At 47.2% G+C, this 24,618-nt stretch carries 18 protein-coding genes; 14 read left to right on the forward strand and 4 right to left on the reverse strand.

Features of this window, described 5'->3' with window-relative positions; all coding sequences use genetic code 11:
* The first annotated feature begins 299 nt into the window (after window positions 1–299).
* The 9 genes from QMA13_RS04155 (at window position 300) to QMA13_RS04195 (ending at window position 15,620) form a co-directional block, all read left to right on the forward strand.
* On the forward strand, window positions 300–2,633 hold the full coding sequence (locus tag QMA13_RS04155) for a helix-turn-helix domain-containing protein (protein ID WP_282939710.1): 2,334 nt from the start codon (window positions 300–302) through the stop codon (window positions 2,631–2,633).
* Window positions 2,634–2,943: 310 nt separating this feature from the next.
* Window positions 2,944–4,881: a chondroitinase-B domain-containing protein gene (locus tag QMA13_RS04160; protein WP_282939711.1), complete on the forward strand. Its 1,938-nt coding sequence runs from the start codon at window positions 2,944–2,946 to the stop codon at window positions 4,879–4,881.
* Between the two features lie 424 nt (window positions 4,882–5,305).
* Complete coding sequence (locus QMA13_RS04165; RefSeq protein WP_282939712.1) at window positions 5,306–6,955, forward strand: extracellular solute-binding protein; 1,650 nt, start codon at window positions 5,306–5,308, stop codon at window positions 6,953–6,955.
* Window positions 6,956–7,035: 80 nt separating this feature from the next.
* Window positions 7,036–7,998, forward strand: a complete 963-nt coding sequence (locus QMA13_RS04170; RefSeq protein ID WP_481858131.1) for an ABC transporter permease — start codon at window positions 7,036–7,038, stop codon at window positions 7,996–7,998.
* Between the two features lie 15 nt (window positions 7,999–8,013).
* Window positions 8,014–8,895, forward strand: coding sequence for a carbohydrate ABC transporter permease (locus QMA13_RS04175; protein ID WP_282939713.1), 882 nt, complete (start codon window positions 8,014–8,016; stop codon window positions 8,893–8,895).
* A 121-nt stretch (window positions 8,896–9,016) separates the two neighbouring features.
* Window positions 9,017–10,312, forward strand: a complete 1,296-nt coding sequence (locus QMA13_RS04180) for an ABC transporter substrate-binding protein (protein ID WP_282939715.1) — start codon at window positions 9,017–9,019, stop codon at window positions 10,310–10,312.
* A 12-nt stretch (window positions 10,313–10,324) separates the two neighbouring features.
* Entirely contained in the window at window positions 10,325–12,553 is a 2,229-nt protein-coding gene (locus tag QMA13_RS04185) for a glycosyl hydrolase family 95 catalytic domain-containing protein (protein ID WP_282939716.1), read from the forward strand.
* Window positions 12,554–12,909: 356 nt separating this feature from the next.
* Window positions 12,910–15,264 carry an RNA polymerase recycling motor HelD gene (helD, locus tag QMA13_RS04190; RefSeq protein WP_282943251.1) on the forward strand — a complete coding sequence of 785 codons (2,355 nt, stop codon included), beginning with the start codon at window positions 12,910–12,912 and terminating at the stop codon, window positions 15,262–15,264.
* A 119-nt stretch (window positions 15,265–15,383) separates the two neighbouring features.
* Window positions 15,384–15,620, forward strand: a complete 237-nt coding sequence (locus QMA13_RS04195) for a DUF6953 family protein (RefSeq protein WP_282939717.1) — start codon at window positions 15,384–15,386, stop codon at window positions 15,618–15,620.
* A 97-nt stretch (window positions 15,621–15,717) separates the two neighbouring features.
* Here the strand turns inward: QMA13_RS04195 and QMA13_RS04200 are convergent, their stop codons facing one another.
* Both QMA13_RS04200 and QMA13_RS04205 read right to left on the reverse strand, forming a co-directional pair.
* A complete protein-coding gene (locus tag QMA13_RS04200) occupies window positions 15,718–16,662 on the reverse strand; it encodes a DUF4871 domain-containing protein (RefSeq protein WP_282939719.1) in 945 nt (314 codons plus the stop codon).
* A 3-nt stretch (window positions 16,663–16,665) separates the two neighbouring features.
* A complete protein-coding gene (locus QMA13_RS04205; RefSeq protein ID WP_282939721.1) occupies window positions 16,666–17,205 on the reverse strand; it encodes an RNA polymerase sigma factor in 540 nt (179 codons plus the stop codon).
* A 362-nt stretch (window positions 17,206–17,567) separates the two neighbouring features.
* On the opposite strand from QMA13_RS04205, the gene QMA13_RS04210 reads away from it, so the two are divergent.
* The 4 genes from QMA13_RS04210 (at window position 17,568) to QMA13_RS04225 (ending at window position 22,139) form a co-directional block, all read left to right on the forward strand.
* Window positions 17,568–18,470, forward strand: coding sequence for a PAS domain S-box protein (locus QMA13_RS04210; protein ID WP_282943253.1), 903 nt, complete (start codon window positions 17,568–17,570; stop codon window positions 18,468–18,470).
* Between the two features lie 38 nt (window positions 18,471–18,508).
* On the forward strand, window positions 18,509–20,455 hold the full coding sequence (locus QMA13_RS04215; RefSeq protein ID WP_282939722.1) for a methyl-accepting chemotaxis protein: 1,947 nt from the start codon (window positions 18,509–18,511) through the stop codon (window positions 20,453–20,455).
* Window positions 20,456–20,585: 130 nt separating this feature from the next.
* Window positions 20,586–21,902, forward strand: coding sequence for a deoxyguanosinetriphosphate triphosphohydrolase family protein (locus QMA13_RS04220; protein WP_282939723.1), 1,317 nt, complete (start codon window positions 20,586–20,588; stop codon window positions 21,900–21,902).
* A gap of 39 nt (window positions 21,903–21,941) precedes the next feature.
* Window positions 21,942–22,139, forward strand: a complete 198-nt coding sequence (locus tag QMA13_RS04225; RefSeq protein WP_282939724.1) for a hypothetical protein — start codon at window positions 21,942–21,944, stop codon at window positions 22,137–22,139.
* Window positions 22,140–22,477: 338 nt separating this feature from the next.
* Here QMA13_RS04225 and QMA13_RS04230 read toward each other — a convergent pair whose 3' ends face one another.
* Window positions 22,478–23,542: an acyltransferase family protein gene (locus tag QMA13_RS04230; RefSeq protein ID WP_282939726.1), complete on the reverse strand. Its 1,065-nt coding sequence runs from the start codon at window positions 23,540–23,542 to the stop codon at window positions 22,478–22,480.
* Between the two features lie 188 nt (window positions 23,543–23,730).
* On the opposite strand from QMA13_RS04230, the gene QMA13_RS04235 reads away from it, so the two are divergent.
* Complete coding sequence (locus tag QMA13_RS04235) at window positions 23,731–24,060, forward strand: hypothetical protein (RefSeq protein WP_028550115.1); 330 nt, start codon at window positions 23,731–23,733, stop codon at window positions 24,058–24,060.
* A gap of 116 nt (window positions 24,061–24,176) precedes the next feature.
* Here the strand turns inward: QMA13_RS04235 and QMA13_RS04240 are convergent, their stop codons facing one another.
* Complete coding sequence (locus QMA13_RS04240; RefSeq protein WP_282939729.1) at window positions 24,177–24,614, reverse strand: collagen-like protein; 438 nt, start codon at window positions 24,612–24,614, stop codon at window positions 24,177–24,179.
* Window positions 24,615–24,618: the final 4 nt, after the last annotated feature.

Here is a 24,618-nt window from a genome sequence, read left to right on the forward strand (position 1 = left end):
GAATTCCACCTCTCGAATTTTAATTTCTATATATTAATAGTTTAAATGTCTTAACAATTTACATTATAGGCTTGTTCCTAATCCGCAGTCAATACATGAGCAGGTTTGATGAATAGAGAATTGCAGTGAATGACGGAGAAAAATGGATGTGATGAATGTAAAAAAAGCAGACGTGAATTTTGACCGAATCTATATGAAGATAGAGAATGCGATAATGCTGTTTTTTCTATATAATGATAAAGTGAAGTTTATCCTATTTTTGATCATATTGATTACTGAGACACCGGGGGTACCTAGCCATGATGAAAAGAATCCGATTCAAAAGCCGCAGTGTTATGACGACATGGCTTATCTCTTATATTTCTGTTCTGCTTGTCCCCATTATTATTAGTGTCATCATTTATATAGCTACACTTCGTATTGTGGAGAATGAAGTGAATCGATCGAATGAACTGCTATTGACTCAGATCGAACAAGCTATCGATAGCAAGCTGAAGAGCCTGGAGCAGCTCACTTTGGAAATCGCTTACAACAAAAAGGTGACAAGCTTTATTAATGTGAGCGCACCGCTGACGGACAATGATCATTTTCAGCTGTTTAATATAGCGGAGGACGTCAGAGTGTTTAAGATGGCTAACGATTTTATAAGTCAACTATACGTCTACTACAGGAACAGCAATACGGTGCTGTCTTCATACAACCGCATGAACAGCGAGACCTTATATTCGGTGCTGCGGCAGACGAAGGATACGAAATATGAAGAATGGTCGGACTATTTTGCCCAAAAATATATCCAGGGCTACACTCCCGTACTCAATTGGACCGAAAAGGGAGTAGAGAAGTCCGTCATGTACGCCAGGACGATACTTGGTGACTTTCCGGATTCGTCGGGCGCGGTCATCATGTTCGTGATGAAAGATTCCAAGCTGCTGGAGACGATTCCTCCGCAGGCAAACGCATCCGTTCTTATTATGGACAAGCAGAATCGCGTGGTGGCGACCAATGTAGGTGAGCAGGACATTCCTTCGGATCTGCAGTACGACATGCTTACAGGGGCAAAGGGGCTATTGTATGAGAAAGGTGCAGATGGTCGGAAGCTTGCGCTTTCGTACACGACTTCCGATGTAACCGGTTGGAAATATGTATCCCTCATTCCGGCAGACATCTACTCGGAAAAAATGGATTTTGTGAAGAAAGTGACGTTGTGGAGCGTGTTTTTGTGCTTCTTGTTCGGAGGCATTGTGACGTATTTATTTTTGAGGAAAAATTATTTGCCCATCCGCACCTTAATTGAGAGCTTGTCCAAAAAAGCGGGGGTATCGTTCGATATCGGCTCCAACGAATATGTATTTTTCCAAGCGGCTATGAATAACACCTTTGCGGAAAAAGAAGAGGTATATCAGCGGCTCAAGCAGCATCATAACGCAATCCGTTCTCACTTCTTGCGGAGATTGTTAAAGGGACAGATCGACGGAGGGGTACCGCTTCATGAATCGTTGGCCGCTCACGATATTGTGCTGCAATCGAATCAATTTGCCGTGCTGCTGTTCCATGTCGAGAATTACGGCAAGTTCGACGATTCCTCGGAGCAGCCGAGATTCGACCATAAAGCGCAGACACTGTATTTTGTCATTACGAACGTTATCGAGGAGCTGGCAGGGGCCGATAGTCCGGCTTATACCGTTGAAATGGATGATGTGCTCGCTTGTATTATTAACGTAAATGTAGGACAGCAGGATTCGCGCAAGGAGCTCCAGCGGATAGCGGACAGTGCCAAAGCTTTTATTAAAGAGCACATTCATGCCGAATTAACGGTATCGATCAGTGGGGTACAGCAAGAGCTGGTGGGTATTGCCCAAGCTTATCAAGAGGCGATGGAAGCGATGGAGTACCGGATCGTTATGGGCAGCGGTGAGATCATTTCCTATGATGAGATGAAGGATAGCGATGCGGAGCGGTCTAGACGTACTTACGATTACCCAATGCATGTGGAGCAGCAGTTTATTTATTTCATTAAAACCGGCAACGTGGATAAAGCCCAAGAGCTCTTGGAGCAAATATTCGAGAAAAATGTATCCGGTATTTCCATGTCCGTCCGCATGGCCCAGTGCCTCATGTTCGATTTGGTCAGCACGATGCTGAAGACGATTGACGAAGTGAATGCGAGCAGCCGGAAGGAATTTTTCGATCAAGCTGACTCCATTGACCGATTGATGAGCTGCAAAACCATTAAGGAAATGAAAATTCATATTAACGACGTGCTGCTGCAGGTGTGTGAGTACATCAACGAGGAAAAGAAAAATCATCACAAGCATTTTGTAGAGCAAATCCAGGCGTATGTGAAGGAGCACTTCAATGAGGAGAGCTTGAACATATCGATGATTGGAGGCGCGTTCGATCTGACTCCTTCTTATGTTTCACGTCTGTTTAAGGAGTATACAGGCGAAGCGCTGCTTGATTTCATTAACAAAACCCGCTTGGAAGAGGCTAAGAAGCTGCTGATTGAGCAAAAGTATACGGTTAACGAGGTAGCTGGCAAGGTTGGTTACAGTGACGTCAATACGTTTTTGCGTATTTTCAAAAAGTTCGAGGGCATTACGCCCGGCAAGTTCACGAAAACCCCTCCGATGTAAAAAATTTCACCCCGTTATTTTCTACAGAGCCGTTCAAAAGCTATGCTTTTGCGGCTCTGTTGTATGTTGGTACGCTTTTTTAATTTTAAGGCGGTCAAGTTTGTTTTTTAATGATCATTTTACATTTTCGAGATTTACTTTGACCCGCTAACGGGTGTTCATATTAATTGAGTGCGCACTCAATTCTATCGAGACGTAAGGAGGGATGGCATGAAGAAGAAGAAGCAGTCGATATTTTGATAACGCTTCCTTTTTCGCATTTCTGATTCTGAAATTATAAAAAATGACTACAAAGGACGGTGCTTACTTAATGATGAAAAGAAGAATGTGGTCACTCTGCTTATGCTTGCTGCTGCTCACAGCGTTAGTTCCTGGAATGGGCTATGCCGCTGATGCCAAATTCTCGATTGCGGCTTCTGCCGTGAGCGCTAGTGCGGATGATGGCAATGTGCCTGCCAATACAGTTGACGGCAACCTGGCTACACGCTGGTCGGCAAGCGGAGATAATCAATGGATTCAATACGACTTAGGCTCCAATAAAAAGGTCGCGTATGTCAAAATCGCCTTCCAAAGCGGGGATACGCGCACCTTTAATTTCGATATCAAAACATCAACGGACGGAACGACGTTCACGTCGGCTATGTCTAACGTAACGAGTGCCCTGAACAACAGCCTGCAGACCTTCGATTTTCCAGATGTAGGCTCTGCTCGTTATGTACGCATTATGGGCCATATGAATTCGGTCAGTGCGTGGAACAGCTATACGGAGGTTGAAATTTACGGGGAAGCTGCTTCCAGCTCGAATGTTGTGAATGTTTCGACTTCTGCCCAATTGGTGACGGCATTAAACAATGCGACTGCCGGAACGGAGATTGTTTTGGCGAACGGCACGTATTACAATTCCAGTAATTCAGAGAGTCCTGTTGTAGCCGGACGATTCGTTATTTCAAGTAAAAACGGCACCAGCAGCCAACCTATAACGATCCGTGCTGCTAATCAAGGCCAAGCCATCATTTCCGGCAGCTTCCGTGTCAATACATCCTCTTATATTGTATTTAAAGGGTTGAAGCTTACAAGTACTGCATTGACTCCAGGCATATCTTTGAATGCAAGTAATAATATCCGCCTTACGAATAACTTCTTCAAGCTGCAGCAAAGCGACCCCAACACGTTAGTCAAATGGGTGGAGCTTACCGGGGCTAACAGCCATCATAACCAGATAGATCATAATGAATTTGGACCCCGTAACGGGATTGGGCAGATGATTTCCGTCGATGGAGCCGGTACTCAAGTCTCCCAATACGATACGATTGAGTATAACTACTTCCATGACTGGAGTTATATTACGGACAACGGCGGCGAAAATATTCGCGTCGGTTTATCCGGGATGTCCATGTCGGATGGCTTCGCTACCGTGCAGTACAATTTATTCGAAAATACCGATAATGACGATGAAGTAATCTCAGTCAAGAGCAGTCATAACACGGTCAGATACAATACCGTTAAAAACTCACGAGGGCAAATGACGGCTCGTCATGGTCATTCGAACAGCTATTACGGCAATTTCATTTTTGGTGACGGTGTGAAAGCCAAGGTGGGCGGCTTCCGCATTTACGGAAACGACCACAAAATTTATAACAACTATATGTCGGGTCTGACTATGGATGCCATCAATGTCGATAGTGGTGATTATGATGGAGGCTCTGACGGCTACAGCACCAATCCAACCAAAGATGATTTGGCCAAACATTGGAAAGTGTACCGAGCTGAAATCGTCAATAACACGATTGTCAACAGTACCAGCGGCATTAATGTCGGGATGAAAACAAGAACGCCGAACTACGCTCCTCAAGACGTAAAAATAGCTAACAATCTCATGGTCGGCATTAATAGTACGCCTATGTACAACGTAGGAACGGCTACTAACACTGTATTCACGAACAATATCGGCTTCGGTCAAAACGCGAGCAACTTTAATGCGACCAACGCTCAGGTGAAAAATGCGGATCCAAGCATGGTCGATGTAAACGAGGGGACGTCCGCAAGCCCGCTTATGCTGAAAAAGCTCTCATCGGCAAGTACGCAGGCAATCAACGCATCCGGTGGAACGTTCTCTTATGTAACTGAAGATATGGACGGTGAAGCTCGTTCGGGCATCAGTGACATCGGAGCAGATGAATATTATGCAACCAGCTCCAATATTCGTAAACCTTTGACTACCGCAGATGTAGGTCCGGTAACATCATAGCGCTAATTTGAACCAGGGGAGGGGCTTCCTTCCCTTTTTCATAACCTTAGAATACAAGCTGTTCTTTAGAACAGGAGTCTGTCGAGAAGCCCATTCCTTCAATGATAGCAAAAAATGGAATGGGATACCCTACCGGAGTACCACGCATGCATCTGAAGTATCATGGGTTTCTCGAAATCTCACTGCTCTGCAGAACAGTTCCTATAGATTTGGCAGCAGCTTACTTACAAAACACGACATTTTCTAACAATTGCAGAGCAATAGCTAAAGTACCGATAGGGAAGTATCGATTTTATCGACGATTTCACTTTTTAAAGATAGGCATAGGACCGAGGTCGTATCATAATGAGGCCATGAGTGCACTCCATAAGTTTCATTGATATCGAGAATGGATAACGCGAAAAGTAGGAACAGGGGGATTTAAATGAGCCATAAACATCAATCAGTAAAAAAAGTTGTAGGTGTCGGACTTGCCATAAGTTTAGCCGGTGGTTTAGTTCTTGCAGGTTGCAGTAAGTCGCCAACGGATAGCGGTAACGGAAGCGGAGGAAAGGACCCGGCGAAAGGGCAAGCTGGCTTAGGTAGTACGTACCCGCTGCAGACGACCGAGGGACTTACCTCTTGGGAGAGTCTGAATAATAACGCCACCACCTTCGCACCCAATTTGACTGATCTGCCTTTCGGCAAGCAGTTGGAGAAGGAAACAGGGGTAAAGGTGAAATATATTCACCCGTCCGACAATCAAACTAAAGAACAATTCAATCTGATGATTGCATCGAATGAACTGCCCGATACGGTGGAGTATGACTGGACCGGACGCAGCGCAGGCTCGTATCCTGGTGGTCCTGAGAAAGCTATTGCTGACAAGGTTATCGTTCCATTGAACGATATTATCGATAAGTATGCGCCGAACCTGAAGAAGAAGCTGCAGGCGGACAAAGAGCTCGACAAAATGATCAAGACGGACAGCGGGAAATATTATGTGTTCCCCATGATTCGTAATCCTTCCGGTCTTGTATTCCGCGGTCCGATTATCCGTAAAGACTGGCTCGATGATCTTGGACTTCAAATGCCGACGACCGTAGATGAGTGGGAAACAGTACTGAAAGCATTCAAAGAGAAGAAGGGTGCTACCGCTCCTTTATCCGTCACGTATGTGAACGGCAATCTGGAAATGCGTGATGCTTTCATCGGCGCCTACAAAACATCCAACACGTTCTACTTGGACGATCAGGGCAAAGTGAAATTCGGTCCTATCGATCCTCAGTACAAGGATGCTTTGGCATTGCTGCGTAAATGGTATGCGGAAGGGCTGTTTGATAAGGATTTTGCGTTAACGGATGGCAAAGCGCTGGATACCAAAATGCTAAGCGGACAAACCGGAGCAACGGTCGGTCTGCAAAGCGGCGGCTTGGGTAAATGGTTGGATACGATGAAAGGGAAGGACCCTAAATACAATCTGGTAGCTGCACCCTATCCTTCGCTTAAAAAGGGCGAGACGCCGTTCACCGGGCATCGTGATTTCAAATACAGTCCTGGAGCGAGCAAAGCAATCACTACTGGCGCCAAAAATCCAGAATTGGTTGCCAAGTGGCTCGATTACGCTTACAGCGAAAAAGGCGGGCTGCTCTTTAACTTCGGTATCGAAGGCGACAGCTATACGATGGATAAAGGCATTCCTAAATATACGGATAAAATTGTGAAGAACGATAAGTACAACCTGCAGCAAATGATTGCGCAGTATACGAAGCCGAATGGTCCTTATGAAGCGGACGAACGTAGAAGCTGGAATTCTTATAAGCAGCAGGACGATGCTCCGGCAATTTGGGGAGCTACGGATGCGGAGAAGCACACGATTCCGTTATTCCTGACTCCGACTATCGAGGAGAGCAAGGAGCTCGGCAAAATCATTAATGACGTAACCAACTATAAAGAAGAAATGTTCGTGAAATTCGTAGTCGGTAAAGAACCGCTCGATAATTACGATACGTATGTGGCTCAGATCAAGAAGCTTGGCATTGAGCGTGCGGTCAAAATATATCAAGATGCACTCGATCGTTATAACAAACGTTAATTTTGTATGCTGATGGAGGGGAATCTGGCAGTCCTGACTGCCGATTCTCTTCTAACTACAACCAGAGAGAGGGAATGAGGATGAGCACCAAAACAGTCACCAAACCTAACATAGTTCCCTACGCGGCAAAAAGGAACTTAGCTGTAGAATGGCTTGGGGATATTCGCAAAAATAAACTGCTTTACTTAATGCTAGTACCGGTTGTTTTGTTCTTTGCCATATTTCATTATGTTCCTATGTATGGCGCTATTATTGCATTCAAGGATTATTCGCCGCGGCTCGGCATTTGGGGCAGCCCATGGGTAGGACTGGAGCACTTTCAAAGCTTTTTCGGAGGGCTTTACTTTTGGCGGGTATTAAAAAATACGATCCTTATCAGCTTATACGAGCTGTTATTCGGATTTCCGGCACCGATCATATTAGCGCTGCTGCTGAATGAAATCCGTTCCTCCTTGTTTAAAAGAACGGTGCAAACCGTTACGTATATGCCGCATTTTATATCGCTGGTCGTCGTATGCGGGATGATCAAGGAATTTACTTCCAGCACGGGAATCGTCAACGATGTGATCGCCTATTTCGGAGGGGAGAGAATCTCGCTCTTGCTGGAGCCTGAATATTTCCGGACGCTGTTCATTTCATCCGGGGTCTGGCAGCACATCGGCTGGGGAACGATTATTTATTTAGCTGCACTGACAGGGATCGATCCTGAGCAGTATGAGGCTGCTAAGATTGACGGCGCGGGCAGATGGAAGCAAATGCTGCATATTACGCTACCAGGCATCATGCCGACGATCGTGATCCTTATTATTCTGGATATTGGAAGGCTCATGAACGTAGGCTCGGAAAAAATTATTTTGCTCTATAATCCGTCGACCTACGAAACCGCCGATGTTATCGGATCTTATGTGTACCGTATCGGTCTGCAGGAAATGAACTACAGCTTCAGCTCCGCTGTCGGTTTGTTTAACTCGGTTATTAATTTCACATTGGTCATTTTTTCGAACTGGTTAAGCCGCAAGCTAAACGAGACGAGCTTATGGTAAGGGGAGGGCTTGAACATGCCATATCGAAAAAAGTTAGGTGAAATCGCCTTTGAGTGGAGTAACGCTGCTTTCCTTACCTTGTTGATGATAGCAACGATTTATCCGTTAATCTACGTCATTTTCGCTTCGTTAAGCGACCCTGGCGAATATATGGCCCACAGAGGATTTCTGCTGAAACCGCTTGGGTTTAATTTGGATGCCTATAAGATGGTATTTGATAACCCGATGATTCTAAAAGGCTATGGGAACACGTTGTTCGTTGTCATTGTCGGCTTGGCCTTTAACATCTTTTTCACTTCACTTGGGGCTTACGCACTGTCGCGCAAATGCTTGAAGTTCCGTAAGCCGATCATGTTATTTATCGTGTTTACGATGTTTTTTAATGGTGGACTCATCCCATTCTATTTAACGGTCAAGGGATTGGGCATTACGAATACGTTATGGTCCTTGATTATTCCGCAAGCGATCAGCACCTTTAATTTAATCATTATGAAAACCTCCTTTGAAGCTATCCCGGATAGCTTGGAGGAGTCGGCCAAAATGGATGGAGCGAACGAATTCGTCATCTTATTCCGGATCATTCTGCCTCTATCCATGCCGGTTATTGCCGTGATGCTATTGTACTACGGAGTAAGCCACTGGAACTCCTGGTTTAATGCGATGATTTTCTTGAGAGACCGTTCATTATATCCGTTGCAGCTGATTCTAAGAGAGATTTTGCTGCAAAATGAAGCGAGCAATATGGCGACGGGATCGAGTGCAAGCGATATTGCGATGCTATCGGAGACGCTGAAGCATGCGACGATCGTCGTAGCAACGATTCCTATCCTGCTGGTGTATCCGTTCCTGCAAAAATATTTCGTTAAGGGCGCATTAGTTGGCGCTATTAAAGGTTAAAGTTGTTTAGATTGTTAGCGATGTGGATTTATAGTCGAGGCAAGTCCCCCGTTTCAAGGGGGCTTGCTTTACTTTCGCATGGCGAAGCAGATACAGAATATATAGATGGAGGGATTTGTAGATGTTGAATCAATCCAGAATGTGGATTACAGCTATGGTGCTTGTCCTGATGGCGGGCTGCAATGCAGGAGGAAGCTCTTCACCTAAAGAGGAGGGCACAGGCAAGGTCGTGGTCAGCAATGAACCGGTTACGTTAAAGCTGTTCATGCGAATTGCTTATCCGGAGGACAGCATAAAAAAATACATCATAGAGCCCGTACAGAAAAAGTATCCGAACATTACGATTGAAATCGTCAATAACGCCAAAGGTTCATCCATAGAAGACTTAATTGCAGCCGACAATGTGCCGGATCTCATCTTTCTCAGCACGCCGTATGTTACCGATATGCGAAAACTGGAGGTTGTTGAGGACCTGAATGCTCTAGCAAAGAAAAATAACTTTGCATTAGATCCTTTCAATAAGGAAGCATTGGATGCTATTCGCAAGGCAGGTGGCAGCAGCGACAAACTGTATGCGCTTCCTTTTTCCACTAATTATGCAGTAACGTATTACAATAAGGATATTTTCGATAAATTCGGCATCCCCTATCCAAAGGACGGGATGACCTGGGATGAGTATCTGGATTTAAGCCGCAAGCTGACAAGAGTCGTGGACGGTGTGCAGTATTCAGGTGTCAATCCTTATGCGCTGAAAGGCGGGGCACCGATGTCACTCGATTATATCGATCCTTCTACCAAGCAGGTGGCGGTGACTTCCGACGGGTGGGTAAAGGCCTTTAGGATGATGCTGGACTTTTATTCGATTCCAGGCAATCAATTTATGAAAAATTATCGCGATCTTTTCATGAAAGAAAGAACGCTGGCAACCTATTTAACTTACGACAATACGCAAAATCTCGAGCAATTGGAACGTGAAGGCAAGCCGATGAATTGGGATATGGCCACCTTCCCTGTTATGAAGGATAAACCAGATGTCGGTCATGGAATTGACTCGCACAATATTGCGATTTCATCGACCAGCAAGCATAAAGAGGCTGCGTTTCAGGTGCTGATGCAGTTGACCTCCAAGGAGACGCAGCTAGAGCTGAGTAAGAACGGCAAGCTGCCTGCGATTCAGGATCCGGAGCTGCAAAAGGTGTTCGGTGAGAAAGTGAACATATTGAAAGGAAAGAACACCTCGGCTATATTTAAACTGAAGGCGGCTCCGATGCGCCAAATCAATGAGAACGATGCGTTCGTTTCCAAAGAAATCGATAAAGCCTTTGATGCTTTAACGACTGGCAATACAGATATCAACACATTACTTCGTACGGCTAAAGAGGCAGCGGAGCAGTCTATTAAGAAGAACAGCAATTAGGAGGAGTACCGTATGAGAGTGGAAGAGGAGAAATCAAGCCGGCTAGAGGTCAACCTCGATTGGAGTGAGTTTTTATCCCGGCATGATATGACATGGAAGACGCGTCCGATGTCATGGAATGAAGGCGCATTCATTGGGAATGGCTTAATGGGAGCCATGATGTTCGGTGAAGAGCATCGTGACAAAAGGAATGTGCTGCGATTCGTGCTTGGACGTACGGATGTGACGGCTGCACGCACGAGTGGTTACAGTCCGCGAATTCCGATCGGTGAGATCGATTTGGAATGCGTAGGATGGGTGTATCAGCCGACGGAGATCAAGGTCGATCTGTGGAACGCTGAGATTAAAGCACGTGTTGTAACTACGGTTGGTGAGATTGGCCTGCGGGCATTCGTCCATAGCGAGAAAATGGTTATGGTGATTGAGCTGGAGACATCGGAAGGGGAACGCGGAGCGAAGCTGCAGTGGTATGCCGAGCCTGAGGTCTCGCATGTGCTGAAGAATGCGGACGGGCCCAATCTGAATCAATATATTCCTGAAATCAAAGTGAGCCGCTACACAGAGCAAGAGGTCAACGTGGGTGTTCAGCAGTACCCGTTAGGGGATGGCTGTACAACGGCATGGCAGGAGCAAGATGCAGCAGAAGGCCACCGGGTTTGTTATTTAACGATTCAAAATGGTGTAAGCGAAGAAGTCAGGGCAGACGCTATAGCTCTTGTACGCGAGACGGCTCAGGCTGATTTGGAGCAGGAAGTGCTGGCGCACCGGAGCTGGTGGCATGCGTATTATCCGCAAAGCTTCATTTCGATTCCGGATACTTTGCTGGAAGGCTTTTATTGGATTCAAATGTACAAGCTGGCTTCGGCGACCCGTAAAGAGCATTGGATCATCGACAATCAAGGGCCTTGGATGACGCCTACACCTTGGCCGGGTGTATGGTTTAATATGAACGTTCAAATGAGCTATTCGCCGGTGTACACCTCCAACCGATTGGACATCGGGGAATCGCTAATTCGAGCGCTTGACGCCAACTTCGATAATCTGATTGCAAATGTTCCGGAAGCGTATCGCCATGATTCGGCAGGCTTAGGCCGCAGCTGCAGCTATGATTTGAAAAGCAAGGTAGTTGACGAGACGGGCAACCTGCTCTGGATTTGTCATAATTATTGGCGTCAATACCGACACTCCATGGATAAGTCGATGCTGATAAACGGCTTGCTGCCGTTGTTAAAGCGCGGTGTGCAATATTTCATTCACATCTTGGAGCAGGGGGAAGACGGTAAGCTGCACCTGCCGCCGACCGTGTCGCCGGAATACGGCTCCTTCAAAAAAATGACCGTTCCCGACTGTCATTATGATCTATCCTTGATCCGTTGGGGCTGCGAGACGCTGCTCGGTATCAACGACAGGTTGGAGCTCCATGATCCGACAGCCGAGCGTTGGACGTATGTGTTGGATAATCTGACGCCATATCCAGTGGATGAGAATGGATTCATGCTTGGTCGTAATGCTCCGATCGAGTTCGGCCATCGGCACTTTAGTCATTTGTTGGCGGTATTTCCGCTGCATCAAATGACGGGGGAGCAGGAAGAGGAGCGGGAGCTGATTCATAAGTCGCTTCGCTATTGGACCGGGATGGAGGGTGATATGCGCGGCTTCACGTTCACAGGAGCTGCTTCTATCGCGGCGGCGATAGGGGAGGGCGATGAGGCGCTTCAATACATCCACAGCTTCATGCATTTGATCAAGCCGAATACGATGTACAGGGAAGCGGGGCCGGTAATGGAATCTCCGCTGGCTTGCGCAGAATCGATTCAGGATCTGCTGCTGCAAAGCTGGGGGGATAAAATCCGCGTATTCCCTGCACTACCGTCCACTTGGGAAGACGTTAGCTTCCACAACCTGCGGGCGGAAGGGGCGTTTCTCATCAGCGCTCAGCGAAAAGCGGGCAAGACGGCGTTTATCCGTGTGAAAAGCTTAGCAGGAGAGCCATGCAGGCTGCAAACGGATTGGTCGGATACGGCAAATGTGCGAGTCAGCGGGGAACGTACCGTGCCAATGAAGCGGCTGGGGAGCGGGCTTATCGAGCTGGAGCTGAAGCAGGATGAGGAAGTTGTGCTGTACGAGGGTGAAGATTCACCGTCCTTTACGGTTGCACCTGTAGAAGCAGTGCGGAGCCTGTGCAATTATTTCGGAGCCCATAAGCCTTGGCGCCGTTATGGGGTTCCTTTTCAAAACTAGCCATATGGATATTGAATGAAGAGAAGGCTAGTCCTTACACGTAGCATTTAAAGCAAAAACTAAAACCGTTATGCACTTTGCCCTTAGACGGGGGAGAGCATAACGGTTTTTTAACTAAAAATCCTATTAAAAACACTATGAAATAAAAAAAACGTCTTCCGACGTTGTGTTAGGCTTGTCTGATATTGATTTAAAAAAGGAGAAGTGCTACAATGGAAATCGGTCGTTTTTTGTATTTGTAAATAAAAATATTGCATATTAACATTTATTAATATCATTATAGCATCCTGTTCAAGCAATGTCAAACCTATTTTTTGTTCTAACATTCCATTCGAAAAGAGGCGATTTTTTTGAGTATGACAGAAATCGATTGGCGCGAAGAGCAGCAGCGAGTGGATTCGGTTACGGGGAAGATTAGCAAGCGTATTGAAGGGTTGGCGGTGGAGGTCGGAGATGTTAAGACCGATGTTGTCGATATCCGCAAGCATTTTTGGGATGAAGTGACCGTGAACTTAAGTACAATGGAGGATTTGACAGAAACCTACTTCAGCTTAAAACAGCAGGTTGAAATACTCAATGATCGGGAGCGCAGGCACCGTCAAGCTTCCGTGGCTCTTGGCAAGCTGACCCGTTTGGTTAAGACGCCTTATTTTGGGCGGATTGACTTCAAAGAGGATGGTGCAAGTGGAGCGGATAAGATTTATTTGGGGATAGCGTCTTTTTCCGATGAGGATGACAATACGTTCCTGGTGTATGATTGGCGCGCTCCAGTATCGAGCTTGTATTATGATTATCCGCCGGGTCCCGCCTCGTACGAGACGCCCGGAGGAGAAGTGACCGGGACGATGGAGCTGAAACGCCAATATGTCATTCGTGACGGGCAAATCAAGCTTATGTTCGATACAGGCGTCACGATCGGTGACGAGCTCCTGAAGCAGGTGCTGAGCCGCAGCTCGGATGCTCAGATGAAAAGTATTGTGGCGACGATTCAGAAGGAGCAAAACCGGATCATCCGTAATGACCGCAGCCGGATGCTGATCGTGCAAGGGGCGGCAGGCAGCGGAAAAACGTCCGCCGCGCTGCAGCGGGTCGCATACTTGCTCTATAAGCATAGGGAGACGCTGCAAGCGGACCAAATGGTGCTGTTCTCTCCTAACCCGATGTTTAACAGCTACGTTTCCACGGTGCTTCCCGAGCTGGGAGAAGAGAATATGCAGCAAACGACGTTCCAGCAATATTTGGAGCATCGTCTTGGCAAATATTATAACCTTGAGGACCCGTTTGCACAGCTGGAATATGTGCTTTCGTCAGCATCCGATCCAGGGTATGAGGCGAGAATAGAGGGGATTCGCTACAAATCCTCTGTCGATTTTTTGGCGGTCATTTCCCATTACAAAGAAGTGCTGGAGCAGGAAGGGATGGTCTTTAAGCCAGTTAAGTTTCAAGGGAAAAATATTATCTCCGCAGAACGGATTAAAGAACGGTTCTATGAGTTTGATCGTTCGATAAGGCTGCCGAATCGGCTCATCTTACTCAGAGACTGGCTGCTCGGGGAAGTGAGAGAGTTCGAGAAGAAGGAACGGCAGGAGGAGTGGGTAGAGGATCGGATCAACCTGCTTGAGCCTGAGGATTATCAGCGTGCTTACAACCAAATGCGCCGTAAGCAAAAGGAGCGGGAAGAAACGTTCGATGATTACGAGGTGGAGAAGGACCTACTCGCCCGGATGATCGTCACGGAACAGCTGAAGCCGGTTCGCAGTCGGATCAAACGGCTGCGGTTCGTCCATGTAACAGCGATTTATCGCCAGCTGTTCGAGAATGATGGGCTCTTCTCGCAAGCCTCGGAAGAGGCTGGTATGCCGGAGCTGTGGCCGGATATATGCAAGCAGACGGTAACGCGAATGGAGCAGGGAGACATCGCTTACGAGGATGCGACGCCGCTCTTGTATTTGAATGAGCTGATGCTGGGCTTCCAGACGAACACTTCGGTTCGTCACGTTATTGTAGACGAAGCACAGGACTATTCTCCGTTTCAGCTTGAATTTCTGAAGCGGCTGTTCCCTCGCTCTCGTATGACTGCGCTAGGCGATATGAATCAGGCGATCTACGCTCACGCTTCAGCGCTCGGTGAGCTCGATCCGATCACGGCGCTGTATGGCCCGGATCAGACCGAGCTGATCCGACTGACTCGCAGTTACCGGTCCACTCGGGAAATCGTTGAGTTTTCCCGCGGTATGGTGCCTGGAGGCGAAGAGATCATCCCGTTCAACCGCGAAGGCGATAAGCCGCAAGTGCTAGCGGCAGCAGATCTAAGCGCCATGCACGACAAAATCGCAGCCGACATTGAAGCGCTGCGAGCAGAGGGCTTCGATTCGATTGCAATCATTTGCAAGACGGCGGGGGAGAGCGCGGAAGCCTACGATGCATTGCAGGAGCGGCTACCGCTGCAGCTAATAACGAAGCATACGCCTGAGTTTGCTAAGGGGATCCTTGTGCTTCCCGCTTACCTGGCTAAGGGCGTTGAGTTCGATGCCGTCTTAATTTATGACGGCTCGAAGGAGCAGTACTCTCGTGAGAACGAGCGTAAGCTGTTCTATACGGCATGTACTCGCGCGATGCACCTGCTGCATATTTATGCGCTCGGGGAGCTGAGCCCGTTCATTACCACCCAGCCTGAGGATACTTATGTGCTGACAAACATTCATGGATAACGCAAATAACCGGCTGCTGCTGTGCGGCCGGTTATTTGCGTTATGCTTATCGTTGTGTAAATCGAAACCGCTTATGATACAATGAGGAACACATCATTTTATAGCGAGGGGAATTCCATATGAATCAGACGGCTAATGAAATTGCCGAATGGATGGTGAAAGAAGTGCGTTTTGCCGGTATATTACGCCAGCAGGACGCTGTAGATTACATTGCTAAGCATTACGGCGAGGCGTATATTTATGTCAATGAAAACGGGAATCGTTCGATCGATAAAGAAGTCAAAAAAATATTTAAGAAGCTGCACGGCGGGAAAGCGGCATGGGATAGAGATGGCTTCTTCTGGGGCTGGACATAAACCTCGCTAACCCTAGCGATTAAAGCAAGCGCTATTCCTGCTGTATGAGGAACGAGACCGCTTGCTTTTTCTTTTGTTTATATCTTGTTGCTTCAAGTCATTTCACACGAACGACAATGGAATCGAGCATTTGGTCGCCTACATAAGGAAGCAGCCGCCATAGACCCGGCTCTGGCAGCGACATCATTGTGACAACGGTCCGGTCAGCACCGTTAATGGCTCCGCCCAAAGCTTCAGTGGAGAAAACATCGATGATACGCTCATCCCCCTGCTTGACAGCTTTGACTGAAAATCTGCCTTCCAGCGGCTGTCCGTTTTCCCAAAGATGCCACATATATTTTTGCTGCACCCCTGCAATAAATCCGGCATCGATAAATCCGATCTTGTGTTCAATTCCCCGCAAGGCGTAATTCCCGGACTTGAACTGCGGAGTGAGGTCCCACGACGGTTCCTGCACGGATAAGACCACATCACCGTAAGCCTTGCCGTCCAGCTCTGCGGTGTAACGCCATAAACCGCTTAATGGCAGCCCGAAGGCTGCGGTATACCTCTCCAATCCCTTATATCCACTGCTAGGCTGAGTTATTTCGACGGGAGTTACCGCAACAAGCTTTTGTTCAGAATGAATATGCTCTGCCTTAATAGATAGCTTCTTTCCTTTCAGCTCGTCAAATGGCGCCTTAAAGGACCATAAATAACCGTAGGACTTGCCCGCTTGCAGCCCAGGGTCCGGGAAGACCTCCAGCAGCAGCTTACCATGATCATAATAAGCTTGGCGCATGGGGTTCTGCCATGATGCTTTACTTAACAAAGACGCCAGTTGAGTGAAGGACCCTTTCGTATCACCGAGAACAAGCAAGCCCGCAATGACGCAGATTAAGGCAGAGGCAGCTCCCACGGTTATAATGAATGAAATCCGATTTTGTACGCGGGCCACTGTCGTCTTCTGTATGATCTTTTTTTGCAGTTCGGAAGTGAAATGTTGTGTGGAAAACGGAGAGCTGCCTATCTGTTCCGCCCATTTCGGCTTTTTCTGATCCATCGTCTAGACCTCCTCACCTTCCGTTGTTTTTGCGAGCATATCCGAAATTTTGCGTTTGGCCCGGTAGATCCGCGACTTGACGGTTCCTTCCGAAATATTCAGTAATACCGCCATTTCTTTGATGCTCAGGCCATAATGATAGTCGAGAATGATTGCCTCTCTAAATTTGCGCGGCAGCTCCATAACAAGGTTCCATAGCTCTTTGGATTCCAATTTGTCAAATACAACCTGTTCTGCCGAAGGGGCGGTTTCTTTGCGGAGCTTCATCGTATCCCATAGTGTTACCTTTCGAATAAAGGCGCTTTTTAAAAAATGGAGAGATTTATTGCGTGTGATGGTTAACAGCCAGCTTTTCACGCTGCATTCCCCGCGAAATGAATACAGCCTATCATAAACGGATAAAAATACATCCTGCGAGATGTCATCAGCTGCATGTGACTGGCGTGTAAGAAAATAAGCAAAATTCCATACGTCTTCCCCGTAACCTTGCATTAGATCACGCAGTACGGCATCACGATCATACCCTGGGACGAGAAATTCCAAGTAGTGCCGCTCCAATATCCATCACCTCAATAAATAAGACCCTTCAACCTAGGAATTAGTTCCCAAAAAAGAGGGTTAAACACAAAATACAACTTTAAAAGTTTAATCTATTAAAGTTTAATGCGGAATATGTCGAAAAATGAAAATCGGACTCGAAAACATAAGCTTTCAGGGCATTGTTATTATACTGTAACCGTTTGTAAAGCGGCAAAATGAACCCCTATACTGATTGCATATCCTTTTGTTCTATCGTCATTCTACTTCACCTGACTGGTATCATTTAACAATAGCTTATGAATTTATAGCTTTGTTACAATGTGGGCAACAGATTATGGAATGGGGGAGGGTGAATTATAGAAGCGATCTTTCAATACGCTCCGGACGCAATGGTACTTATCGGCCTGAAGGACGGCAAGACGTCGCAATTCGCGGCGGCTAACGAATCGTTCCTTGCTATGTTAGGCTACGACTCGATATACGAACTGTTCGGTTTTCATCCTAGAGAAATGTATGCGCCGGAGTATGAACGCGAAATGGTCAAGAAAGAGGAGAGGGTACACAAGCATAAAACGGTTTTGACAGAAACGGTTCTGGTAAGAAAAAATCGGACAGTGATTTCTGTCGAAATGAGCATGAGCTTGGTACCAGGAAGGTCTGATTCGTTTCTATTGTGTATTATACGGGATATATCCGAGCGGAAGTGGATTGAATCTCACCTGCGCTTACCGCAAATTATCGGATCAGGATTGATAAGCGAGCAATTGACGGTGGATCGGATTACGCAATATGTTCCCGGAACGGAACTTTCTATGGAGAATTTTGAGGAACGCTCCATTGTTCATTTTACGGCATCGGAAGACATCATGATGATTCGTAAAAAGTTCCGAGAATGCGCCAAGGAAGGAAATGTAAAGGAATTTATATTTTCTACCCTGGTGAGAAATGTGAGACGGCGGCGAAAAGCACTCATTTGTCCTTTCTATAAGGCGGACGGGACTTTCCGACATTTTGCTTTTATACTCCTTGAAGCACATAACGAAGCGCTGCCTTCCGTTGGTCCTGCTTTAAAGCTTCAAATGCTAATGCTGAATCGAGGGATTTCCCTTTTGGAGCTGTGCCGCATGACCGGTATTTCCAAAACGACACTCTCCAAGCTGCGCAACGGCAAAATAAACAAGCCCCATGCATACACGAGAAACTTGGTTGCCCGTGCTTTAGGTGTAGATGAATCGGACATTTGGGATGATGCTTTTAAAACCATGTGAGATGGAAGGAAGACATGCGGATGCCTGGATTGAACAATATGAGCTTAAAGCGTAAGCTGATTGCAGCCTTTGCTTTGGTGCTTATCATTCCTTGTTTGCTGATAGGAATTATTTCATATCAAACAGCTAGAAGCAGTATGCAAAATGAACTCCTTGCTTCGGCAGAAGACACGGTTGATCTAATGAATCAGTCCGTGGAACAATATATTCGCATGGAAATGGGCAATGTGCAGGGACTGGCCAAGCAGTTGACGAGTACCGCGATTGATGAAAAAAGTCCGCGCGCCCGTGAAATTACCGATTCATTTACTTCCACCCATCCAGAGCTTGAATTGGCTACTCTTGGCAACGAAAACGGAGCATGGATGAAATCACCGGATCCTGGCAGTCAAAAGTACGACCCGCGGGAAAGAGATTGGTACAAGGATGCTATGAAAGCAGCGGGTGCTGTTATCGTATCGGATCCGTACGTGTCGGCTACTACAGGAAATATGGTGGTGACGGTTGCGTCAATGCTTCCTGATAAAAAAGGCGTTATCGGTGTTAACTTAAGCCTTGAGAAGCTGACCTCCATGGTAAAAAGCGCACAAATCGGGGAACGGGGCTATGTCTACATATTAGATAGAAATAAAAAGTTTCTTATTCATCCTTCACAGAAGCCCGGTGATGAAGCGAAGGAAGAACATTATTCTTTGTTTTATAAAGAGGATTCGGGCAGAACAAACTATACGTATGAGGGCCAACAGAAACAGGCTGCGTTTGCTACGATTCCGTCTACGGGCTGGAAGCTGGTAGGCGCGATGGAGTCGAAGGAAGTCGCGGAAAAATCGGCGCTCATTTACCAGGTTACGGTAAGCGTCGTCATTGTATCTTTAGTGCTTGGAGGCATACTGGTTTTTGGAATGATCCGCTCTATCGTAGGCCCGTTAAGGGAGCTGATGGAAACGGCGGCTGCCTTGAGCAAAGGTGATCTCCGCAAAACAGTGGCCGTCAAGTCGAATGATGAGATTGGTAAGCTGGGACAAAGCTTTAATGAGATGGTCCACTCCTTGAAGACGATGATTGTCGAAATAGGAGAAACCTCGACCCAACTGGCAGCCTCCTCTGAAGAGCTGAGCGCAAGCGCAGAGCAAAACACGAAGGCAACGGACCAAATAGCAGCCTCCGCACAGGACATGTCGTCAGGGTCGCAGCTTCTTGTGGAACGCGTCAATGAAAGCTCTAGAGTGACAGGTGAAATGGTCACGGATATGTCGAACATTACCGATTTGGTACAGCATACTTCAGTACGAGCAGCAGAGGCTCGAAGCTATTCAGATGAAGGAGCCGTAGTACTAGACACGGTCATCCGCCAAATGAACGTGATCGGCAGCAATGTAGATCAGTTGGAGTCCATTGTGAAGGAGCAGGCTAGCCGCTCTCAGGATATTAATCAGATCATTTCGCAAATTACCGAAATCGCCAATCAAATCAACTTGCTATCGCTTAATGCTTCCATCGAAGCGGCTAGAGCAGGAGAGCATGGCAGAGGCTTCGCTGTCGTAGCTGGTGAGGTAAAAAAGCTGGCGGAGCAGACCGCAAGGTCGTCAAGCGAGATTAATCTCCTGATAGGTCAAATCCAAACGCAGTCGAATCAGGCATTGAGCTCCATGGTTGAAGCGTCCCGCGAAGTAGCTGCAGGTAAACAGGTTGTAGATCGTATGGGGCTGCTGTTCGAAGACATTAAAGTGAAAATTACGGAAGTATCCGACCAGATGCAGGTTGCATCTGCCTCCTCGGAGAGTGTATCTCATGGAACCCGTAAGGTAGGAGAAACGATGAATACCGTGTCACAAGTTACTGAAACCGCTGCCGAACATACAGAACAAATTTCTGCAGCGGCGGAAGAGCAAATGGCATCCATGCAGGAAATCTCTGCTTCTGCGCAAGCATTGTCATCCATGGCGGAAGAACTGCAGACCAAAATCGAACGATTCAAATGTTGATTTTATTTTGTCCACAGAAATGATAATATGGTAGGTAGAAAAGAAAACGGCGTTCCGGGGGAACGTCGTTTTTCGATATAGTTTACCGGACACGGACCCCGGGATAGGCGAATTGGAGATGAGGACATAGATGGATTTGCGAAAGCTTCGATTGAATGACACGACGGCAACAAAATCCAGTGAAGAACGGGATGAATACGAGAAGGATTATGCGAGGTTGATACAATCGCCCGCGTTTCGACGCCTTCAGGGCAAATCGCAGGTGTTTGGCGCAGGATCGGGTGATTACTACCGCACGCGTTTGACCCATTCTCTGGAGGTATCCCAAATCGCACGGGAAGTAGCCCGCAAAATGGGGAAATTGTATCCTTTCCTGGCGCGCAAGGAGCATCCGGGATTGATGATCGATCCGGCGGTAGTGGAATGCGCATCGTTAGCCCATGACTTGGGTCATCCTCCTTTCGGACATAAGGGAGAAGATGTGTTGAACCGGCTGCTTGCGGTCGTTCACGGGATGGCCTACGAAGGCAATGCGCAAAACTTCCGCATTCTCATGTTTCTTGAAAAACGCGCTGGCAGTGGAAGCGGCCTCGACTTAACGGCAGCGGTGCTGCTTGCGATTAATAAATACCCTTACAATTTAGATGAACCGGGTCGTATCAAAGGCGTTTACGGCAAGGAGTGGCAGGAAATTGCCATGCTTCGGAACCAGTGGGGAATGCCGGAGGACTGTTCTACGCTGGAAGCGCAGCTGATGGACTTGAGCGACGATATTGCCTATTCGACACATGATATCGAGGATGGTATCCGAGCAGGCAAAATTCAAATGAATCGGACCTTCTTCGAAGATCCACGGCTCGTAGACAGTGTCATTCAGGAAATTGTAGACGATCATGGCAACGGGGACATGGGTTGGGATCAGGTGGATATGAAGGCCATGGTCAAGCAGGTTCTCATCTCGTTCCTGGAGCAGTGGGAGACGATTTATAAGGAATGCGGCCAGGAGTCTTCCAGAACGCGCAGGGAGATCAAAGCTCGCTGGGTTAGCCTATTTGCCCATCAGGTTGGGATTATCGACGATCCGAAGAAGGGGTGGAAGCGGGTTACGTTTGTCCGCGATGGACAAGAGGACGTTCATCTGCTTCGCACGATGGAAATTTTGAAAAAATTGGCGTGGGTGACGCTAATTAAAGATTTCCGTGTACAGCGGCTGCAAAAGCGCAGCGAAATAATGATTCAAAGATTGTGGACAAGCTTCATCGAATACGAAACAGGTCGGTTGATCATTCCGCCGGATTGGATGGAAAATTACGAGCAGCATAAAAGCAGATGGCCATGGCCGCGCTTTGTCGCGGACTATATTTCGGGGATGACTGACGCCTATGCGGAAAAAGTATATGCCGAAATGTTCGCGAGCAAATCCGGCTCGATTTATGAGATGGATTAAAGAGAGAAAAAGGACGCTCCTGTTGGGAGCGTTTTTTGCGTGGATGCAGAAACCTTGTGGAAGGCTCAGTTCCGTATGTGGTATTCCGGTGGAGTATCCCCTTCCGGCCGCTGTTGTTATCGGGAAATTTTTTATTTGACACATTCCAGCAGTATTTTCCCGATAACAAAGGCGGGCGCTTTCGCTCCTCCAGGGGATACTCCACCTCCATCCATCAGCCATCCGTTGAACCATTAGGTTTCGCATGAAAAAAAACGCTCTATGATAGGAGCGTCCTTTTTCGGGTGAGGGGCTAGGAATGAATAGAGAAGTCGTCTCTATCTGATCCGACTATGATGGCGAAGGAGCTGAGGGTACCTGATCGCGATGAAAGGATGATTCCTGCCAAAAGCTGAGCTGGGCATGCCTGTTGATCCAGATAGGAGATATTTTTATCAATACAGGCAACCTTACTTCGTATGTCGCCTATCAGTACGTCAAATGAAAAAAAGTGCGGCAACCCCTACGGCATCATCGAACGGAAAAGCTCGATGGTTGGCCGAAGGGAAGCACGCAGCTTGGAAGGGCGGGTATATTTATTTTGATGACGCCGCCGCAGGTTGAACTTTCGGCAGCAGGAGCTGTCTAAGTCGTAGGACGAGCGGCTTCTCAATGAATACATAGAACAGGCAGCAGAGAGCCAAAGATGCAAGGAAGCACACGGAAGTTGCGCCTGCCGGGCCGATCCATCCATCGAGATGCATAGCTTTGGTCAGCTTTAGCGTAATGGATAAAAAGATCAGACTTGTTAGCAAAATCGAATAAGAGGCGTCACCCAGAAATTGCAAAGGCTTTAACCACCGGGGAGATGTTACTTTTAGCGAGCCGATCCCTACCAGCACAAGTGCAGAGCCCAAAGTATAAAGGGTATTCACATAGGAAAAATCAGGATAAGTGTACCGCAATATCCATACGATCGGAAAAATAGCGATCCCTGCAGCAAGCCAGATCCCGCTTTTGCGGACGGTCAAGCGTCTTACTGTTAAAGCTACAACAACCCCTAGCATAAACTCCAAATGCAAGCCGTCGAACAAGAAGCGGATCCACATGTTATCTTTTAAATGAATCCATCCTAAAGCGTTCAACGCTATAATAGCAATCCATACGGTGAAGAGCAGAGCTGCAGCCGATCTTTTCAATACGAACAGCAGAGAGAATACGGCATAGAAGAACACGATATAAATTAACGACCAGGCGACTCCCAGAATGGTTGGATTCGGTCCGGGGATCAGCAGCAGGGAACGAATGATTTCTACGGGCTTGGTTTCGAACCCTAGTCCAAAGGAAGGCACTAGTAAGTAAACTGGAATGACGGCCAAAGTAATAAGCCAGTACAACGGATAAATGCGTAGAAATCGTTTGACAATGAAGGAAAGCCACATTTCAGCATGTCCAAAATGATTGTGGTACAAAGTGTACATTAAAAATCCGGTCAGAACGAAAAAGTAGGCATATCCTCCTGAACGAGGCATCTCACTAACTCCAAGGAAATCGATATGAAAGTATTTGATGGCCGATTGTGAGGCGTGAAACAGCATGACCAGAACAACGGCAATGCCACGCGCAGCTTGAATGTAAGGGATCGTAAAGCGTTTTTCCATTACGGTTGTCTCTCCATTTGCTTTCAGAATTTTATCTTTTGGGATCATCATCTCATAGGAAGATGTCATTAATATGACTTTAAACTGAAAGAAGACTGAAAGGATGCTTAAAATATGCTTAATCGCAAGCAGTGCCGCATAAGCTGATACGGAAGCTTGAATTTGAGTTTGCGTGGAGGGAATGCGCCATGACGAAAGAAGAAGTGCTGCTCTTGCTGCAGCAGCTGCCGGAACAGCTGCGGGAAGCTGAGTCCGATTATTACGATGGCCTAAGCAGGTTGGAGGATGCTAAACTGGCTCTGCATGCCAAGGAGTGTGAGCTGTTCAGTCTCGGTATGGTAACAGGGAAGAACGAGCAGGCTCGTGACGCGGAAATTTGGCAGCATACGCATGAGCTAAGAAGAATGCTGACAAGGGCAAAAGTGGCCGTGGATCAATCCAGGGTGGATTATGATTATTTGAAGAACAAGCTGGAAAATACCCAGCTTATTGCACAATTGCTGCTCCAGCTTGATTAGTAAACAACATGAAGAAAGACCCTGATCGAGGGTCTTTCTTCATGTTGCACCAAATGTATTATAGATTTCTAAGATGCATTAAGGGGTGTTTCTTCCTTGCCAATTATGCAGCTGAACTAGAAGCAGGTAAACTGCCTGATTCTGCGTAAATCCAGACCGAAGAACAACCAGAAGCCAACAGAGCCGACACCGTACCAGCGGAAGCCAGATACCGAATTGCGGCCTACATGGGTCAAGAACATCCAGTACTGATCTCCGTTATCCTGCCAAATGTATGTGTTGCGGAATAAGCAGCCGCGAATACTGCCGGGGTCTACGGCGAATGGTGCAACGGCAGGCTCTGGAGGGATAAACGAAGGTGGAGGGGATTCGGGTGCTCCGGCAGCACTGCCTCCTCCTCCTGGAGGCGGTGGAGGAGGGAAACCGCCTGGCCCACCGGGGAATCCTCCTGGACCGCCACCAGGTCCGCCTGGAAATCCGCCTGGTCCCGGCATAAAGCCTCTGGTATCGTGTCCATTGTATGGGGATTGATAATATGGATACACGTTCAACATCTCC

It is taken from the genome of Paenibacillus sp. RC67 (genome assembly GCF_030020805.1).
Taxonomy (GTDB): domain Bacteria; phylum Bacillota; class Bacilli; order Paenibacillales; family NBRC-103111; genus Paenibacillus_S.

What these genes read in the sequence shown, in the direction of transcription:
- QMA13_RS04195 (WP_282939717.1), top strand. Translation starts at nt 15,384, where the DNA reads ATGAATCAGACGGCTAATGAAATTGCCGAATGGATGGTGAAAGAAGTG.
- QMA13_RS04170 (WP_481858131.1), top strand. Translation starts at nt 7,036, where the DNA reads ATGAGCACCAAAACAGTCACCAAACCTAACATAGTTCCCTACGCGGCA.
- QMA13_RS04180 (WP_282939715.1), top strand. Translation starts at nt 9,017, where the DNA reads ATGTTGAATCAATCCAGAATGTGGATTACAGCTATGGTGCTTGTCCTG.
- QMA13_RS04175 (WP_282939713.1), top strand. Translation starts at nt 8,014, where the DNA reads ATGCCATATCGAAAAAAGTTAGGTGAAATCGCCTTTGAGTGGAGTAAC.
- QMA13_RS04155 (WP_282939710.1), top strand. Translation starts at nt 300, where the DNA reads ATGATGAAAAGAATCCGATTCAAAAGCCGCAGTGTTATGACGACATGG.
- QMA13_RS04200 (WP_282939719.1), bottom strand. Translation starts at nt 16,662, where the DNA reads ATGGATCAGAAAAAGCCGAAATGGGCGGAACAGATAGGCAGCTCTCCG.
- QMA13_RS04165 (WP_282939712.1), top strand. Translation starts at nt 5,306, where the DNA reads ATGAGCCATAAACATCAATCAGTAAAAAAAGTTGTAGGTGTCGGACTT.
- QMA13_RS04235 (WP_028550115.1), top strand. Translation starts at nt 23,731, where the DNA reads ATGACGAAAGAAGAAGTGCTGCTCTTGCTGCAGCAGCTGCCGGAACAG.
- helD (WP_282943251.1), top strand. Translation starts at nt 12,910, where the DNA reads ATGACAGAAATCGATTGGCGCGAAGAGCAGCAGCGAGTGGATTCGGTT.
- QMA13_RS04215 (WP_282939722.1), top strand. Translation starts at nt 18,509, where the DNA reads ATGAGCTTAAAGCGTAAGCTGATTGCAGCCTTTGCTTTGGTGCTTATC.
- QMA13_RS04220 (WP_282939723.1), top strand. Translation starts at nt 20,586, where the DNA reads ATGGATTTGCGAAAGCTTCGATTGAATGACACGACGGCAACAAAATCC.
- QMA13_RS04160 (WP_282939711.1), top strand. Translation starts at nt 2,944, where the DNA reads ATGATGAAAAGAAGAATGTGGTCACTCTGCTTATGCTTGCTGCTGCTC.
- QMA13_RS04240 (WP_282939729.1), bottom strand. Translation starts at nt 24,614, where the DNA reads ATGTTGAACGTGTATCCATATTATCAATCCCCATACAATGGACACGAT.
- QMA13_RS04185 (WP_282939716.1), top strand. Translation starts at nt 10,325, where the DNA reads ATGAGAGTGGAAGAGGAGAAATCAAGCCGGCTAGAGGTCAACCTCGAT.
- QMA13_RS04230 (WP_282939726.1), bottom strand. Translation starts at nt 23,542, where the DNA reads ATGGAAAAACGCTTTACGATCCCTTACATTCAAGCTGCGCGTGGCATT.